Origin of the sequence: Microbacterium sp. MPKO10, from assembly GCF_026107415.2 — a bacterium.
Taxonomy (GTDB): domain Bacteria; phylum Actinomycetota; class Actinomycetes; order Actinomycetales; family Microbacteriaceae; genus Paramicrobacterium.
Genome location: NZ_JAPCHX010000004.1, coordinates 236,092 through 251,614, shown reverse-complemented (window position 1 = coordinate 251,614; position 15,523 = coordinate 236,092). Strand labels below are relative to the sequence as shown.

General features: G+C 65.7%; 13 protein-coding genes. 7 read left to right on the top strand and 6 right to left on the bottom strand.

What is annotated here, in order from left to right:
- Positions 1 to 7 precede the first annotated feature (7 nt).
- The gene (gene ahcY / locus OK352_RS09350) at positions 8 to 1,480 is read left to right on the top strand and encodes an adenosylhomocysteinase (protein ID WP_265141204.1); all 1,473 of its coding nucleotides are present in this window, start codon (positions 8 to 10) and stop codon (positions 1,478 to 1,480) included.
- Here ahcY and OK352_RS09345 read toward each other — a convergent pair.
- The gene (locus OK352_RS09345; RefSeq protein ID WP_265141203.1) at positions 1,468 to 2,361 is read right to left on the bottom strand and encodes an RDD family protein; all 894 of its coding nucleotides are present in this window, start codon (positions 2,359 to 2,361) and stop codon (positions 1,468 to 1,470) included. The two genes, ahcY and OK352_RS09345, sit on opposite strands and share 13 nt — an antisense overlap.
- Before the next feature lie 17 nt (positions 2,362 to 2,378).
- Between OK352_RS09345 and OK352_RS09340 the strand changes: the two genes are divergently transcribed.
- The 3 genes from OK352_RS09340 (at position 2,379) to OK352_RS09330 (ending at position 5,462) form a co-directional block, all read left to right on the top strand.
- Positions 2,379 to 3,398 (top strand): stage II sporulation protein M, encoded by a 1,020-nt coding sequence (locus OK352_RS09340; protein ID WP_265141202.1) that lies wholly within the window; start codon positions 2,379 to 2,381, stop codon positions 3,396 to 3,398.
- 63 nt (positions 3,399 to 3,461) lie between these two features.
- Complete coding sequence (locus tag OK352_RS09335; RefSeq protein WP_265141201.1) at positions 3,462 to 3,896, top strand: Fur family transcriptional regulator; 435 nt, start codon at positions 3,462 to 3,464, stop codon at positions 3,894 to 3,896.
- Between the two features lie 63 nt (positions 3,897 to 3,959).
- On the top strand, positions 3,960 to 5,462 hold the full coding sequence (locus tag OK352_RS09330) for a catalase (RefSeq protein WP_265141200.1): 1,503 nt from the start codon (positions 3,960 to 3,962) through the stop codon (positions 5,460 to 5,462).
- A gap of 108 nt (positions 5,463 to 5,570) precedes the next feature.
- On the opposite strand, the gene OK352_RS09325 is transcribed toward OK352_RS09330, so the two are convergent.
- Genes OK352_RS09325 through OK352_RS09305 form a run of 5 tightly spaced genes read right to left on the bottom strand, consistent with a single transcriptional unit; the run spans position 5,571 to position 11,248 of the window.
- Positions 5,571 to 6,878: a DUF58 domain-containing protein gene (locus tag OK352_RS09325; RefSeq protein ID WP_265141199.1), complete on the bottom strand. Its 1,308-nt coding sequence runs from the start codon at positions 6,876 to 6,878 to the stop codon at positions 5,571 to 5,573.
- A gap of 2 nt (positions 6,879 to 6,880) precedes the next feature.
- Entirely contained in the window at positions 6,881 to 7,891 is a 1,011-nt protein-coding gene (locus OK352_RS09320) for an AAA family ATPase (RefSeq protein ID WP_265141198.1), read from the bottom strand.
- Positions 7,892 to 7,893: 2 nt separating this feature from the next.
- On the bottom strand, positions 7,894 to 9,078 hold the full coding sequence (locus tag OK352_RS09315) for a DUF4350 domain-containing protein (protein WP_265141197.1): 1,185 nt from the start codon (positions 9,076 to 9,078) through the stop codon (positions 7,894 to 7,896).
- The gene (locus OK352_RS09310; protein WP_265141196.1) at positions 9,075 to 9,737 is read right to left on the bottom strand and encodes a DUF4129 domain-containing protein; all 663 of its coding nucleotides are present in this window, start codon (positions 9,735 to 9,737) and stop codon (positions 9,075 to 9,077) included. The genes OK352_RS09315 and OK352_RS09310 overlap by 4 nt, the downstream gene beginning before the upstream one ends.
- Positions 9,734 to 11,248, bottom strand: coding sequence for a hypothetical protein (locus OK352_RS09305; RefSeq protein ID WP_265141195.1), 1,515 nt, complete (start codon positions 11,246 to 11,248; stop codon positions 9,734 to 9,736). Before OK352_RS09305 ends, OK352_RS09310 begins: the two co-directional genes overlap by 4 nt.
- Before the next feature lie 168 nt (positions 11,249 to 11,416).
- Between OK352_RS09305 and mtrA the strand changes: the two genes are divergently transcribed.
- The 3 genes from mtrA to OK352_RS09290 are packed head-to-tail and all read left to right on the top strand — an operon-like array spanning position 11,417 to position 15,408.
- Entirely contained in the window at positions 11,417 to 12,100 is a 684-nt protein-coding gene (mtrA, locus tag OK352_RS09300; RefSeq protein ID WP_265141194.1) for an MtrAB system response regulator MtrA, read from the top strand.
- A 3-nt stretch (positions 12,101 to 12,103) separates the two neighbouring features.
- On the top strand, positions 12,104 to 13,735 hold the full coding sequence (gene mtrB, locus OK352_RS09295; protein WP_265141193.1) for an MtrAB system histidine kinase MtrB: 1,632 nt from the start codon (positions 12,104 to 12,106) through the stop codon (positions 13,733 to 13,735).
- Positions 13,732 to 15,408, top strand: coding sequence for an LpqB family beta-propeller domain-containing protein (locus OK352_RS09290; protein ID WP_265141192.1), 1,677 nt, complete (start codon positions 13,732 to 13,734; stop codon positions 15,406 to 15,408). Before mtrB ends, OK352_RS09290 begins: the two co-directional genes overlap by 4 nt.
- Positions 15,409 to 15,523 lie beyond the last annotated feature (115 nt).

Sequence of the window (15,523 nt, the reverse complement as noted above, 5' to 3'; positions counted from 1 at the left end):
TGGTGACATGACAACGCCTGCACCGTTCGACTACCAGATCGCCGACATCACGCTAGCCGAGGCCGGCCGCCACCAGCTCCGCCTCGCCGAGAACGAGATGCCGGGCCTCATGGCTCTGCGCGAAGAGTATGGAGAGACGCAGCCCCTCGCCGGCGCCCGTATCGCCGGGTCGCTGCATATGACCGTGCAGACAGCGGTGCTGATCGAGACGCTCGTGACGCTCGGCGCGCAGGTGCGCTGGGCGAGCTGCAACATCTACTCGACCCAGAACGAGGCAGCGGCGGCCGTCGTCGTGGGCCCGCAGGGCACCGTCGACGCGCCCGCCGGCGTCCCGGTCTTCGCGTGGAAGGGTGAGACGCTCGCCGAATACTGGTCGTGCACTGACCGCATCTTCGACTGGAGCAGCGAAGCGGAGGCCGCTGGCGCCGAGTGGATCGGCCCGAACCTCATTCTCGATGACGGCGGAGATGCGACGCTGCTCGTTCACACGGGACGTGACTTCGAGGCGGCGGGCACCGTGCCCGATGCCACGGCGGACGACAGTGCCGAATACGCGTGCATCCTCGACGTGCTGCGTCGTTCTCTCGCAGCATCCGGCGACCGCTGGACACGCATCGCCGCCGAGCTTGAAGGGGTGACGGAGGAGACCACGACAGGCGTGCACCGGCTGTACGAGCTGGCGCGCACGGGCGATCTGCTCTTCCCGGCAATCAACGTCAACGACTCGGTGACGAAGTCGAAGTTCGACAACCGCTACGGCATCCGGCATTCGCTGCCCGACGGCCTCAACCGCGCCACTGACGTGCTCATCGGGGGCAAGGTCGCGTTCGTCGTCGGCTACGGCGATGTCGGCAAGGGAGCCGCCGAGGCCCTGCGCGGCCAGGGCGCCCGTGTGATCGTCTCGGAAGTCGACCCCATCTGCGCGCTGCAGGCCGCGATGGACGGCTACCAGGTGGCGCGCCTCGAGTCCGTCATCGACCAGGTGGACATCGTCGTCACCTGCACGGGGAATGCCTCGGTCGTCCGCGCCGAGCACATGCTCGCTCTCAAGCACCTCGCGATTGTTGCGAACGTCGGACACTTCGACAACGAGATCGATATGGCCGGGCTCGCTGCGATCGACGGCGTCGAGAAGATCGAGATCAAGCCGCAGGTGCATGAGTGGCGCCTGCCGACCGGCCGGTCCATCCTCGTGCTCAGCGAGGGGCGGTTGATGAACCTCGGCAATGCGACGGGGCACCCCTCGTTCGTGATGAGCAACTCATTCGCGAATCAGGTTCTCGCGCAGATCGAGCTGCACACCCGCGGCGATGAGTACGCGACGGACGTGCATGTTCTTCCGAAGCGGCTTGACGAGAAGGTGGCTCGCCTTCACCTCGACGCGCTGGGCGTGGAGCTCACGACGCTCTCAGCAGAGCAGGCGTCGTACATCGGCGTCCCTGTGGACGGACCGTTCAAGCTCGACCACTACCGGTACTGACGAGTGATTTCGTCCTCAGGCGAGACCGGATGCTGTTGCGCGTCGCCGCGCGGGAACGCGTGCGGCTGCCCGGTGAGAAGCGGCTTCAGCGCGGCGAGGCGCTCCCGTTCGATCATCAGCGCTCGGTAGCTGCGGTCGCGCCTCAGCGCGGCAACGGCGTAGAGGAATGTCAGCGCATCGACGGGTGGGAGCGGAGACACGTGCTGCGCGGTCTCGGCGGCCAGCTCGGTGGCCAGGCGCATGCGTGACTCTGGCGTCATGCTGCCCGCCTGCCCGACGAAGTGGGCGACGCGGCGGGCCAGGCGATCAGGGAGGCGGCCGACATCAGCGATCTGCGCCCATCCGGACAACTGGGGCGGGAGTGGGTAGGTCGTTGACGTGAGACGGGGAACGCGCTCGTGCTGCGAGTAGGTACCCGCGAGCATATCGCCGATTCGTTTGGCGCGTGTGTTCAGAAGGCCGACGAGCGCTGCCCCTCCGCCCAGCGTCATATAGATCTCGAAGAAGCCGACGAGGGCGCGAATGAACGCGTGTCTGAACCCGATGGCGCCGCCGTCGTCACGAACGACTCGGGCGCCGACTGCGAGCTTCCCGAGTGAGCGGCCTCGGGTCAACAGTTCCACGGCCGTGGGGATGACGATCGTCGACACGACGATGATCGTGATCAGAAACGCCTGTATCGCCGCCTGATCCATTCCGGTCTGCGCCGCTGCCGCGACGAGGAGCAGCGCGAGGAGACCCGCGGCGATGACCGATACGAGTGCATCGATCAGCGCACCGGCCGCGCGCAGAAGGAAGCTCGTGGAGCGCACGTCAAGGGCGACGGCTTCGCCCGTGATGAACTCCTCGGTGTCGCGCGAGAAGGTGACGGCTTCGGTCATGGGTATCATCTAATCAGATGGACCTTGATGCCTACACCGCAGCTCACCGTGACGAATGGGAGCGGCTCGACGAGCTGGCCCGGACGCCTCGGCTGACGGGTGAGCAGTCTGACGAGCTGATCACCCGGTACCAGGCTGCAGCCAGCCAGCTCTCGGCGATCAAGACGACGGCGGGCTCGACCGTCGTCGGCGATCGACTCAGTGTTCTGCTCTCTCGGGTTCGCCAGCGATTCACGGCGGCGTCGGGGAACGTGCTGGCGCAGCTGCCGCGCTTCTTTGTGCTGCAGCTGCCTGCGGCGCTGTACCGACTGCGCTGGCTCACGCTCGCCGTGACGATCGCCACCGTGTTGATTGCGCTGGCCTTCGGCGTGTGGGCGTCCCAGGACCCCCGCGTGCTCGCGAACCTGGGCAGCGACTCCGAGCTCTCGAACCTCGCACACGATCAATTCGTGTCGTACTACTCCGAGAATCCAGCCGCGTCGTTCGCCGGGCGCGTGTGGACGAACAACGCCTGGATCGCCGCCCAGTGCATTGCATTTGGAATCACCGGGGTCTGGGTTCCCTACGTCGTGCTGCAGAACGCGCAGAATCTGGGAATTACGGGTGCCGTGATGTTCGCCTACGACAAGGGCGACGTGTTCTTCCTCTTCATCGCCCCGCACGGACAGCTCGAGATGACCTGCATCTTCGTCGCTGCCGCCGCAGGCCTGCGCATCTTCTGGTCTTGGGTGGCTCCAGGTCGGCGCACGAGACTCGACTCCATTGCCCACGAGGGCCGCAGCCTCATCACCGTCGTGGTTGGGCTGATCATCGCGCTCTTCATCTCCGGCATCATCGAGGGATTCGTCACACCGTGGCCGCTGCAGGAACAGCTCGCACCAGCTCTCGGGTGGACGATCAAGATCGGCATCGGGTCAGTCGCCCTTGCCGCGTTCCTCGCCTACATGCTCGTCGTGGGCCGCCGAGCCGCGCGCCGGGGAGAGACCGGAGACCTCGACGCCTTCGAATCGGGAGCGACGGAACTCACAGCCGCGTGACGCGCTGTGTCGCACAGCATCCGGTTCTTTTGACTCAGTCAAAACAAATGATACAGTGAAGTTATGCAGACAACCACCGACGCCGAGTTCAGCACAGCGCTGCGCGACGCGGGGCTGAAGGCCACTGCCCCGAGGCGGAGCGTGCTGCGTGTGCTGGAAACCCACCAGCACGCCGATGCTGCGGCGATCTTCGAAGCCGTACGTCCTGACCTGCCCGACACCTCGCTGCAGGCTGTCTACGGTGTGCTCGCGGCTCTGACCGATGTGGGCCTCGTGAGGCGCATCGAGCCCGCCGGATCGCCCGCGCTGTACGAGCGGCGCATCGGCGACAACCACCATCACGTGGTGTGCACCCAGTGTGGTGCCGTGCACGACGTCGACTGTGTCATCGGCGAGGCCCCGTGCCTCACACCCTCGAACACGGCGGGCTTCAGCATTGAAACCGCCGACGTCACCTTCTGGGGTGTGTGCCCCGACTGCCAAGCGGCCAGCGCCTAGCTTTCACCCGTGGATCGCGATCACCGATCGCGTCATCACCCATGCCCGAAATCAAGGAGAAGTATGTCTGAAACACCTACGACGACAACGACAACCGGAGCGCCCGTGGCCGCCGACGGCTATTCGCAGACCGTCGGCAGTGAGGGCTCGATCGCCCTCACCGACCACTACCTCGTCGAGAAGCTCGCGCAGTTCAACCGCGAGCGCGTTCCGGAGCGCGTCGTCCACGCGAAGGGCGGCGGCGCGTTCGGCACGTTCGAGACGACGGAGGACATGAGTCCGTACACGCGTGCCGCGCTCTTCCAGAGGGGCACGTCGACAGACATGCTCGCGCGCTTCTCCACCGTCGCCGGGGAACAGGGCTCACCCGACACCTGGCGCGATCCGCGCGGCTTCGCCCTCAAGTTCTACACGTCAGAGGGCAACTACGACCTCGTCGGAAACAACACCCCGGTGTTCTTCATCCGCGACGGCATCAAGTTTCCCGACTTCATTCACTCGCAGAAGCGTCTGCCCGGCATCAACACGCGTGACAACGACATGCAGTGGGACTTCTGGACGAACTCGCCCGAGTCGGCGCACCAGGTGACCTGGGTGCTCGGTGACCGCGGCCTTCCAGCATCCTGGCGCACGATGGACGGCTTCGGCTCGCACACCTACCAGTGGATCAACGCCGAGGGCGAGCGCTTCTGGGTGAAGTACCACTTCAAGACCGACCAGGGCATCAAAAACCTCACGAACGAGGAGGGCGAGCAGCTAGCCGGGCAGGACGCCGACTACCACCAGCGCGACCTCTACGAGGCGATCGAGCGCGGAGACTTCCCGTCGTGGACGCTGCACGTGCAGATCATGCCGTACGAAGATGCCAAGACGTACCGGTTCAACCCGTTCGACGTCACCAAGGTGTGGCCGCAGGCGGACTACCCGCTGATCAAGGTCGGCACGATGACGCTTAACCGCAACGCCGAGAACTACTTTGCGCAGATCGAGCAGGCCGCCTTCGCGCCCTCGAACTTCGTGCCGGGCATCGCGGCAAGCCCCGATCGGATGCTGCAGGCGCGCATCTTCAGCTACGCAGACGCTCATCGCTACCGCGTCGGCACCAACCACGCGCAGCTGCCCGTGAATGCGCCCCGGGTCGAGGTGAATTCGTACGCGAAGGACGGTCAGAGCCGCTTCTCGTTCCCGCCGGCCGACCGTCCCGTGTACGCGCCGAACTCGTTCGGCGGACCGCACGGCGACCCGGCGGCGGCAGGCGACGATGCCGGATTCGCCAGCGACGGTGAGCTCGTGCGCACCGCTCAGGCCCTGCGCAGCGACGACTCCGACTTCGGCCAGGCCGGAACGCTCTACCGCGACGTCATGGACGACGCGGCCAAGGCCCGGTTCCTCGACACCATCACCGGGCACGTCGGAGCCGTGCGCAACGACGACATTCGTGCCCGCGCGATTCAGTACTGGACGAACGTCGATGCCGATCTCGGCGCCGCACTTGCCGAGCGTCTGGCCGCGGGAGCGGCGGGAGCCGCTGTCGCGAACGGCGCAGACACCGAGTCGGCAGCCTGACGTCACTGAGCAGCCGCACAAACGCCCGGGGGCTTCGGCCCTCGGGCGTTTGCATGGCGGGGCTCTCTGGTCATAGTTCGAAGACGTGCGTCGCCCCGCCGGGTGAGGCTACAGTCTGCCCGCAGCCTTCAGCGCGATGTAGTGGTCGCTGAGCGCCGGCGGCAGATCAGCGGGAGCGCCCGTCACGACGTCCGCCCCCTGGTGGCGGATGGCGGCCGAGACGCGGGTGATGTCGAGTAGGGAACGCTCGGCCGACGCAGCCCGGTAGACGTCGTCACGGCGATCCCGCTGCGACACTGCAGCGACGACGTCCGGGTCCGTAACGCTGGCCACGACGACCAGGTGCTTCTGCGTCAGCTGGGGGAGCACCGAGAGCAGACCCTGAGAAGCACCGGGCGCATCGATCGAGGTGAGCAGCACTACCAGCGCGCGATGCGCCGTGATATCGCGTACCTGGCCCGGGACAGCATCCCAGTCCATCTCGATGAGTTCGGGATCAACCGCGGCGAGGGTGTCGACCATGCGCGACAGCAGCGTGGGGCCGTTGGCGCCCTGCACACGGCCCCGGACACGGCGGTCGAACGCGACAACGTCGACGCGGTCGCCAGCGCGCGTGGCGAGGGCGGCGAGAAGCAGCGATGCTTCGAACGACGTATCAATGCGTGGCTCGTTATCGATGCGCGCAGCTGACGTCCGGCCGGTGTCGATGACGATCACGACGCGGCGATCGCGTTCGGGGCGCCACGTGCGCACGACGAGATCTTGGCGCCGCGCCGTTGCACGCCAGTCGATGGAGCGCACATCGTCTCCGCGGACGTACTCGCGGAGCGAATCGAACTCTGTGCCCTGACCACGCACCATGACGGCACTGGATCCGTCGAGTTCGCGCAGCCGCGCCAGCCTGCTGGGAAGATGCTTGCGTGCGTTGAACGGCGGGAGCACACGCAGGCGCCCCGGCGCAGACAGAGCGGCCTGACGTGCCCCGAGACGCAGCGGACCAAACGCGCGAACAATCACCTGCGCGCTCATGCGGTCACCGCGGCGGAACGGTTGGAGCTGCTGTGACACAGCCCGACGCTCGGCGGGTGGGATGACGAGGCGCTGCCGGGGCAGCGACGCGCGGGCTGACGGCTGCCAGGCATCGCGAACGAGAGCGCGCACGGTGCGGCGACCCCGGTTCGTGATGAGCAGCGTGCTTGTCACGCTTTCGCCGAGGCGCACACGGTCGGGGAGCGAACGCTCGACGCTGAGCCGACGCGGCGAGCCCGCGAGTACGACGTCGAATACGAGCAGCACGAGGCAGAGCGCGAGCCACGCGGCCAGGACAGGCCACGCGGAGCCCGTCGCCTGCCCGACGGCGACAACGGGGACGACGCCGAGCGCGACAAGTGCGACGAACCAGCCGGTGACAGCCATGGTTAGAACGGCACCTGCACCTGCTGCATGACGGAGGTGAGAATCGCGTCGACGGATACGCCCTCAAGCTCCGCCTCGGGGCGCAGCTGCACGCGATGACGCCAGACGGGGACGAGCATCGCCTGCACATGGTCGGGGGTGATGGACGAATATCCGGTGAGCCACGTCCAGGCTTTCGTCGCGGCGAGAAGCGCCGTTGTGCCGCGAGGGCTCACACCGATGCGCACCGACGGGCTCTGGCGCGTTGCGCGTGCGAGATCGACGAGGTACGCCAGGACAGCGTCGGTGACGCCGATGTTCGCGACAGCATCCTGAGCCGCCGTGATGTCACGCGCGGTCACCACGGGAGTCACGCCCGCCGAGGCGAGGTCGCGCGGATCGAATCCCTCGGCATGGCGACGCAGCACCTCTACCTCGGTCTCGCGCTCGGGCACGTCGAGGACCAGTTTGACGAGGAAACGGTCGAGCTGCGCCTCGGGCAGCGTGTACGTGCCCTCGTACTCGATGGGGTTCATTGTGGCCGCCACCATGAACGGTGACGGGAGCGGCCGCGTGACGCCGTCTGCGGAGACCTGACGCTCTTCCATCGCCTCGAGCAGCGACGACTGTGTCTTCGGCGGCGTGCGGTTGATCTCGTCGGCAAGCATGATGTTCGTGAAGACCGGGCCCTCGCGGAACTCGAACTCGCCGGCTTTCGTGTCGTACACAAGTGATCCGGTCACGTCCCCGGGCATGAGATCGGGTGTGAACTGCACGCGCTTCGAATCGAGGGACAGCGATCTGCTGAGCGACCGCACGAGCAGTGTCTTCGCCACGCCGGGGACCCCCTCGAGAAGCGCATGCCCGCGGGCGAGCAGTGACACCACGAGACCGGTGACCGCCGCGTCCTGACCCACGACCGCCTTGCCGACCTCGGTGCGGACGCCGGCGAAGCGCTCACGGAGCTCATCGTGGTCTGCCGTGGCCGTCTCGTCTGCGTGAGCGTTCTGCTGATCATCATTCGGAGTGGTCATCGTCACATTCTTCCTGTCTCGTCGAGTGTCGCGCGAACACGCTTTTCGATGTCGCTCACCGCGCTCGAAATCGCCATGAGCTGTTGATCCGAGGCCGGCTGCTCCTCGACCAGTGCGGCACGCACGTCGTGAACGTCGTGCCCGAGAACGGATGCCGCGGCGTCGGCCACCTGCAACGCGGTGGCTCCGGCTGGCAGTCCGAGCAGCCGGGCAATGCGCGAGATCGCGCCGATCCGGAGAGCATCGATCGCGTGCTCCCGCGCGTTGCCCCGTTCGTAGAGCCGCGCGCGACCCTCGACGGTCTCTCGCGCCGGCACGTGTACAGGCATCTTCTCGACGACGACCGGCCCCAGCCGACGACCGCGCCAGAACATCGCGGCGAGAGCCGTGACGGCCAGCAGTGTCGTGAACGGAACAACCCACGGGGGAGTGAGTTCCCCGAGCGTCGGCGGTTGATGCGCCTGGACGTCAGCGATCGTCGGCAGATACCAGACAAGCTCGTCGTTCTGACCGAGCAGAGAGAGGGCGAGAGCCGCATTGCCGCCGTGCAGGATCTTCTCGTTGCTGAGAGCGCCCGGATTGCCGAGCACGGTCAGCGTGCCGTCGTCCTGGGGAAGCGAGATGAGGCCGAAGCGGCCGTCAGAGACGGGGAAGCAGCCCGTGGCATTCGGAGCATCGGTGATGCGGTACGTGTAGAGAACCTCGGCCGTCTCTGCCCGCTCTGCCGCGGCGATATCGCAGCGGGCGCTGACGGGATCGGCGTCGGTCGCTTCGGTACCGCCAGCGAGGACCCCCGGAGCGAGCGCGCGCAGCGTCTGGAAATCGGGAGTCAGCACGACGACGTCGGATGCCTGAGCCGCGAGGTCAGCGAGATTCGATGTCTCGAGGAACCCCTCGGCGTCGTAGACGAACAGCGTGACGTCGCCGTTGAGCGAATCGGCAGCATCCGTTGCGCTGTCTGCAGCTGTGACGGACACACCGTGGTCTTCGAGCACGGTGACGACCCCCTTCGCTCCTGTGGGCGTTGCGCTGTCCGCCTGCAGCGGACGACTCTGTGCCTGGTTGCCTCCGGACAGCGCGATCGCGATGAGGGCGACGATCAGCGCTCCAACGGTGCAGACGATCCAGAAGAGGCTGCGACGTAGACGGGTTCTGACGTTCGGGGTGAGGGTCTCGGTGACGGTCACGGTGCGATGACCTCCGCGTCATGGCGTTCTGGCGCGGCGCGCGAGATGCTGTCGTCAAGCTCAGCGATCGCGGCGTACTGTCGGCTCGTCGTGTGCCCGTCGAGGTAGCGGACGGAGTCGAAATCGGATGCTGCGGCGCGCAGCCCATCGGCGTATGCGGGAAAAGCGGCGGACGCGGCTCGTGCGCATCCACTTGCCGTCGTTCCGGGAAGCACCGTGATGATCGTGCGCTCGTCGAGGCCACGAGCCAGCGCGCGGAACGACTCGAGCACCGCCGTGTCCCAGTCCTCGGCTCGCGCCGCGACACGAGCGGCGTCACGAAGCTCTCGAGCAGTGCGTGTGTCGCTCTCGCCGAACAGCGGTGCGTTGCGCTCTCCGGTGCGATTGCGCCGCGGCACCCCCCAGATCAGAATGGCAGCGACGATTGCCGCAATCACGAGCACGACGATGATCACGGGAACCCAGGCGGCAAACGTGCCGTCGCTCGGGATGACGAGCGACATGAACCAGTCTCTGATGGCCGACGCGATGCGATCGATCAGCGTAGGCTGTGCAGCCGTGTATTCCGGCTTCGAGAGTTCACGCACAAGCCAGTCGTAGGCTTCGTCCCTGTCTGGTGTGAGGGGTGGGACGTCGCCGATCGGCAGGATGCCGTTCACGGGCGCTCCGAGGGAGCGAACGGATCAGGCACAGACGCGTCACCGACCTGGCGGGCCTCCACGAACCTGATGAGCTCAATGTCGAGTCCCTCGCGACGCATCCGCAGATCGACATAGATGAGGGCGATGGCGCCCGATTGCACAACAGACATGATGGCGCTCAAGACGACCGTGATGAGAACGAGAACCACCTCGGCGATCAGCAGGAAGATGAGCGTTGCGGTCACATCGGACCCGGTGGGATCGAGAAGACCGGGAACGATGCCGAAGACGAATGACAGCGGCGTTGTGATGATCTGCGCAGCGATATTCAGAATCATCGAAATGAGGAAGATGACGCCGAAGGTCTTCCAGAAGCTCCCCGTCGTGAGGTGCCACGAGCGAGATATCGCCTGCGCGAGCTTTGCGCGCTCCATCACGATCACGCTTGGCACGATCGCGAGCTTGGTGAAGATCCAGATGGCGAGCGCGGCGAATCCTGCCGAGCCGAAGATGATCACAAGGACGCCGATGGCGATCCCCGCACCGCCTTGGACGATGAAGAGCGCTCCGAAGCCGCCGACGATGCCGAGCACGACAAGCACCGCTGCGAGCACGAGGAATGTCCAGCCCAGAAGTGTCCAGAACCGGGGCCAGGTCGCCTTCCATACCGCACGCAGGCTGAGCTTCTCGCCGATGACAGCCCGGGAGGTGTCGGTGACAACGATTCCCTGGAGGAAGGCGGAGCCGACGATCGAGACCAGCATGGGGACGGTCATCGACAGGAGGATCGCCAGCACGGCACCCGCGGCGATTTCGTCCTGGTCAGCGGCAGATGCTTGATCAATGCGCCCGAGCATGACGAACGTGACGATGCCCGTGATGATGACGGTGAGGACGACGGTGATGCCCTGCAGGATCAACGCACTGCCGACCGTCGCCTTCGGATTGTGGCGAAGCTCATTGAACGGTGCTGTGAGAAGACTGCCGAAGCTCAGCGGACGCAGTGGGATCAAACCGGGCTTGGGCGGAGGGGCCCAGCCCGACGGAGCGCCGAATGGTTGCTGGGGCTGACCGTAGTGCCCGGGCCCGGGCTGGCCGTATGGGGGCCCGTACGGCTGCTGGCCAAATGGCTGCCCGTACGGCTGTTGCCCGGCGTGCGGGGGCGCGTACTGGCCGTACCGCGGCTGATCCTGAGGAGGTGGGCCAGCGGGTGGCTGACCGCCATATGGCTGCCCGTACTGCCCAGGAGGCGCTGCTGGCTGGCCGTACAGTGGCTGTCCCGCTTGCGGCGGTTGCCCACCGTGAGGCGGCTGACCTGCCTGAGGCGGCTGGCCGCCCTGCGGGGGGAGTCCTCCCTGTGGCGGTTGCCCACCCTGTGGCGGTTGCCCGTCCCGAGGTGAAGCGGCAGGCTGCTGCTGCGCGTCGCCGTTATCGGCAGACGTCGAGTTGTCACCGGTCCGTCGGTCGTCGTGAGAACGCCCTGACGAGGGCTCGCCCGATGGAGAATGCCAGTGCCCGTTGTCACTCACTCGTCTGCACCCCTTCAGCCGCTTTGAGAAACCGTGCGGTTTCTACTCTGTCACACGCCGTACGGCCCCCGCGCGTTTCGGCACCATGCTCACGGCCGCACGTCAGATAGCCTGTACACACGCGCGTCGGGACGCCGCACGCGGACAGAGAAACGAGTACGAGACGAAATGAACCCACGAATTCTTGTTGTCGACGATGACACAGCACTCGCGGAGATGATCGGCATCGTGTTGCGAACCGAAGGGTTCGAGCCGGTTTTCTGCGCTGACGGTGCGGCAGCGCTCGCCGAGTTCAAACAGGAGAAACCCGACCTGGTGCTGCTCGATCTCATGCTTCCCGGAATCGACGGAATCGAAGTCTGCACGCAGATCCGCCAGGAATCAGGCATCCCAATCATCATGTTGACGGCGAAGTCGGACACAGCGGATGTGGTGCGCGGCCTCGAGTCTGGAGCTGACGATTACATCGTGAAGCCCTTCAACCCCAAAGAGCTCGTCGCGCGCATCCGGACCCGGCTTCGACCAGCATCCGAGACGACGCAGGAGACCCTGGAGATCGCCGACCTCAGCGTCGACGTCGCGGGTCATGAAGTGCGGCGCGGAGACAAGAAGATCAATCTGACGCCTCTCGAATTCGATCTACTGCTCACTCTCGCGTCGAAACCGCAGCAGGTGTTCACACGCGAGATGCTCCTTGAGCAGGTGTGGGGCTACCACTACAAGGCAGACACGCGACTCGTGAATGTGCACGTGCAGCGTCTGCGGGCGAAGATCGAGCACGACCCCGACAACCCACGCATCGTGACGACGGTGCGCGGAGTCGGCTATCGGGCGGGCGCCTCGGGCTCCTAGAACATGAGCTCACCGCTGTCGGTCGCAGAGCTCGGGCTCTCACAGGTGCGCACCTGGCCACGTCGCATACGGGCTCTGTGGCGACGCTCGCTGCGTTTCAGAACCGTGTCGATCACCGTGGCGCTGACGCTCGTCGCCGTGCTCGCCTCTGGGCTGTACATGTCGATCAGCGTGCGCAACGACCTGTTCTCGTCTCGGCTGAATCAGGTGCTCGATGACTCCAGCCGCACAATGAACTCGGTTCAGCGCCTGTTCGAGTCGGCCGATATCAGCGATCGCGTGGCCATCACGACGGTCATGAACACCGTCCGCAATCAGATGGCGGCCACGTCATCGAGCCAGCTCATCGCGGGGTACCGCGCACCCGGGCAGGAGTACAACCCGTACGCTCCACAGGGGTTCAGAAGTTCAGAGCTCGCCGGAGGGGTGCTGTCGACGGACCTGCGCCATACCGTGCAGGACAACCTGGGCGAGCAGTGGTGGCAGTCCGTGACACTCACGACGCAAGACGGCGATGTGCCCGGAGTCGTCGTCGGTCAGCTCGTTGACGTTCCGGGTGCCGGGCAATATGAGTTCTATATCGCCTTCGACCTGAGCGATTCAGAACAGACATTGCAATTTCTGCAGCAGACGATGCTGATCGTCGGGCTCGCCCTGCTGTTGCTCGTCGGTGCCGTCGCCTGGGTCGTCGTACGCCTCGTCGTGGAACCGATCACGATTGCTGCCGAAACGAGTCAGCGGTTGGCTGATGGCGATCTGGGCGTGCGGATCAGAGAGACCGGTGCCGACGAGCTGGCGACGCTCGCGCGATCGTTCAACGGCATGGCCGACACACTCCAGCAGCGCATTCGCGAACTCGCGGAGCTGTCGCTCGTGCAGCAGAGGTTCGTCTCTGACGTTTCGCACGAGCTGCGCACCCCGCTGACCACCATCCGCCTTGCCGATGACGTGATCTACGACCAGCGTCACACGTTTCCACCGGCTACGACGCGTACGGCTGAACTGCTGCACACCCAGGTTGAGCGTTTCGAGGTGCTCCTCGACGACCTGCTCGAGATCAGCCGCTATGACGCTGGTTCGGTTCAGCTTGAACTGGAACCGACGAACCTCGCCTCTCTCGCGCAGGACTGCATCGACGGTATGGAGGCGCTCGCCGCTGAGCGCGGCTCGGATATCCGGCTCGTCGCCCCCGGCGGTCACGGCGACGTCGAGATCGACCCTCGTCGCATCCGCCGGATTGTTCGCAACCTGATCGGCAACGCGATCGAGCATGGGGAAGGACGACCAATTGTCGTCACCGTCGACAGCAACGCGGACGCTGTCGCGCTCTCGGTCCGCGATTACGGACTCGGTATGAGTGAGAGCGACCAGGAGCATGTGTTCGATAGGTTCTGGCGCGCCGATCCGTCCCGACGACGCACGATCGGGGGCACGGGGCTCGGGCTCGCTATTTCGACAGAGGACGCGGCCCTTCACGGCGGTGTTCTCGATGTCTGGTCGCGCCCAGCCGAGGGCAGCAGCTTCCGTCTCACCCTGCCGCGCGTCGCCGGCGGGCCGCTGACGACGTATCCTCTCAGCCGTGTGCCCGCTGATGCCGATGGCACCACACCGGTACGGAAGGGAGAGGAGTCATGAAGCGTCTGCTCGCGGTCATCTCGCTCACGCTGATCCTCGCACTGCTCACCGGCTGCGCGGGGATCCCACGGAGCGGAAGCGTCCACGAAGGAAACGACGCGGGAGATGACGAGAACAGCGCTGACGACGTGACGCTGATCGCCGACGCGCCCGTGCCCGGAGCGTCGCAGGAGGACCTGCTCAAGGGCTTCATCGCCGCAGCATCCAGCCCTCTCAACAACTATGCCGTCGCGCGGGAGTTCCTCGCCCCCGCCATACGACTCGACTGGAATCCCGATGCCTCGGTGACACTGGATGATCCCGGCGAAAGAATCCTGAACCGGATCTCGGACTCCGAGATCAAGGTCAACGTCTCGCCGGTCGCCGTGCTGGACAGCTCCGGCGTCTACTCCGAGCGTGTGGCGGGTGGCGTCGTGAGCCAGAGTTACTCCTTCACCAAGGTGAGCGGAGAGTGGCGGATCGCCAAGGCACCGGACGGCATTCTGCTCGAGCAGTCCTTGTTCGAGACGGTTTTCGACCAGCATGCCCTGCAGTTCTATGCGCCCGACTGGTCAGCGCTCGTCCCGGATATGCGCTGGTTTCCCTCGGGCAGCTCGTCGGCGACACGCGTCGTGACAGAGCTGCTGAAGGGGCCAAGCGAATGGCTCGCGCCGGCGGTGACCACCGCGTTTCCCGACGGGACGCGCCTGGCCCGAAGCTCGGTCCCTGTCGCCGACGGCGAGGCGCAAGTGGATCTCAGCAGGGAGGCGCTCACGGCGGACCAGTCCGCGCGTAAACGGATGAAGGCGCAGCTTATTGCGAGTCTGGAGAACGTCGCGGGTGCAGGCATGGTCTCACTCATGTTCGACGGGCAGCCGATCGACGTGCCCACTCTCACCGTCCGTGAGCCGCGCGTCGACTCACGAGCCCTGATTATGACTGACGACGGATTCGGGTATTCCGCTGGCGACGGAATTGAGAGGATTCCTGGGCTCTCTGACGCCGTCGAGGGTCTCAAGGCGACGGGTGCCGAGATCAACAGTGAGAACACACACATCGCCGTGCGAGCACCGGGTGGTGTGTATTCCGTTCTCGCGGGTGACACTCCCGTTCTCGTCGACGGACGTGACAACCTCATCGCGCCCACGATTGACGACGAGGGATATATCTGGACGGTTCCCGCCTCGAAACCCGGTGCCGTGCGCGTGCACGACGCGTCGGGAGCTGCATTCGAGCTGCAGACGTCGTGGCCCGAGGCCTCGACGATCGCCTCTCTCGAGATGTCGCGAGACGGCACGCGAATCATCGCGCTCATCGAGTCGGGTGGTGATTCCCAGGTGCTGCTTGCCGGGGTGAAGCGAGGCTCGGACGGCGTTCCCACGACGATTGGAGAGACCGTGCGGTTCCCCATAGCCGGAGGTACGCCCGTCTCGGCTACCTGGGTCGACGACCATACCGTTGCCGTCCTCACAAGCGGCGACACCGACCAGGTGCAGCTGATCGAACTGGGCGGCCCCTCGACGAACATCGGACCCATCGACTCCGCCGTGCAGATCGTGGGGGGCAACAGCATTGAAGAGATCAAAGCGGTCTCAGCGGACGGGGATCTGCTCTCGCGCCGGGGATCCGGCTGGCAGGTCTCTCGCGAAGGGGTAACCTTCATCGCTACGCAGATCGGGTCGCCTGCCACCTGACCGGACGGCGAACCGGTAAGTGCGCTCGGGGCGCTCGGCGCTCGGCGGTGCCACGGGCCTGACGTCGTCCACAGCAGAGTGCGGCGTCTGTGTTCTCCACAGATGATGCTCGCTC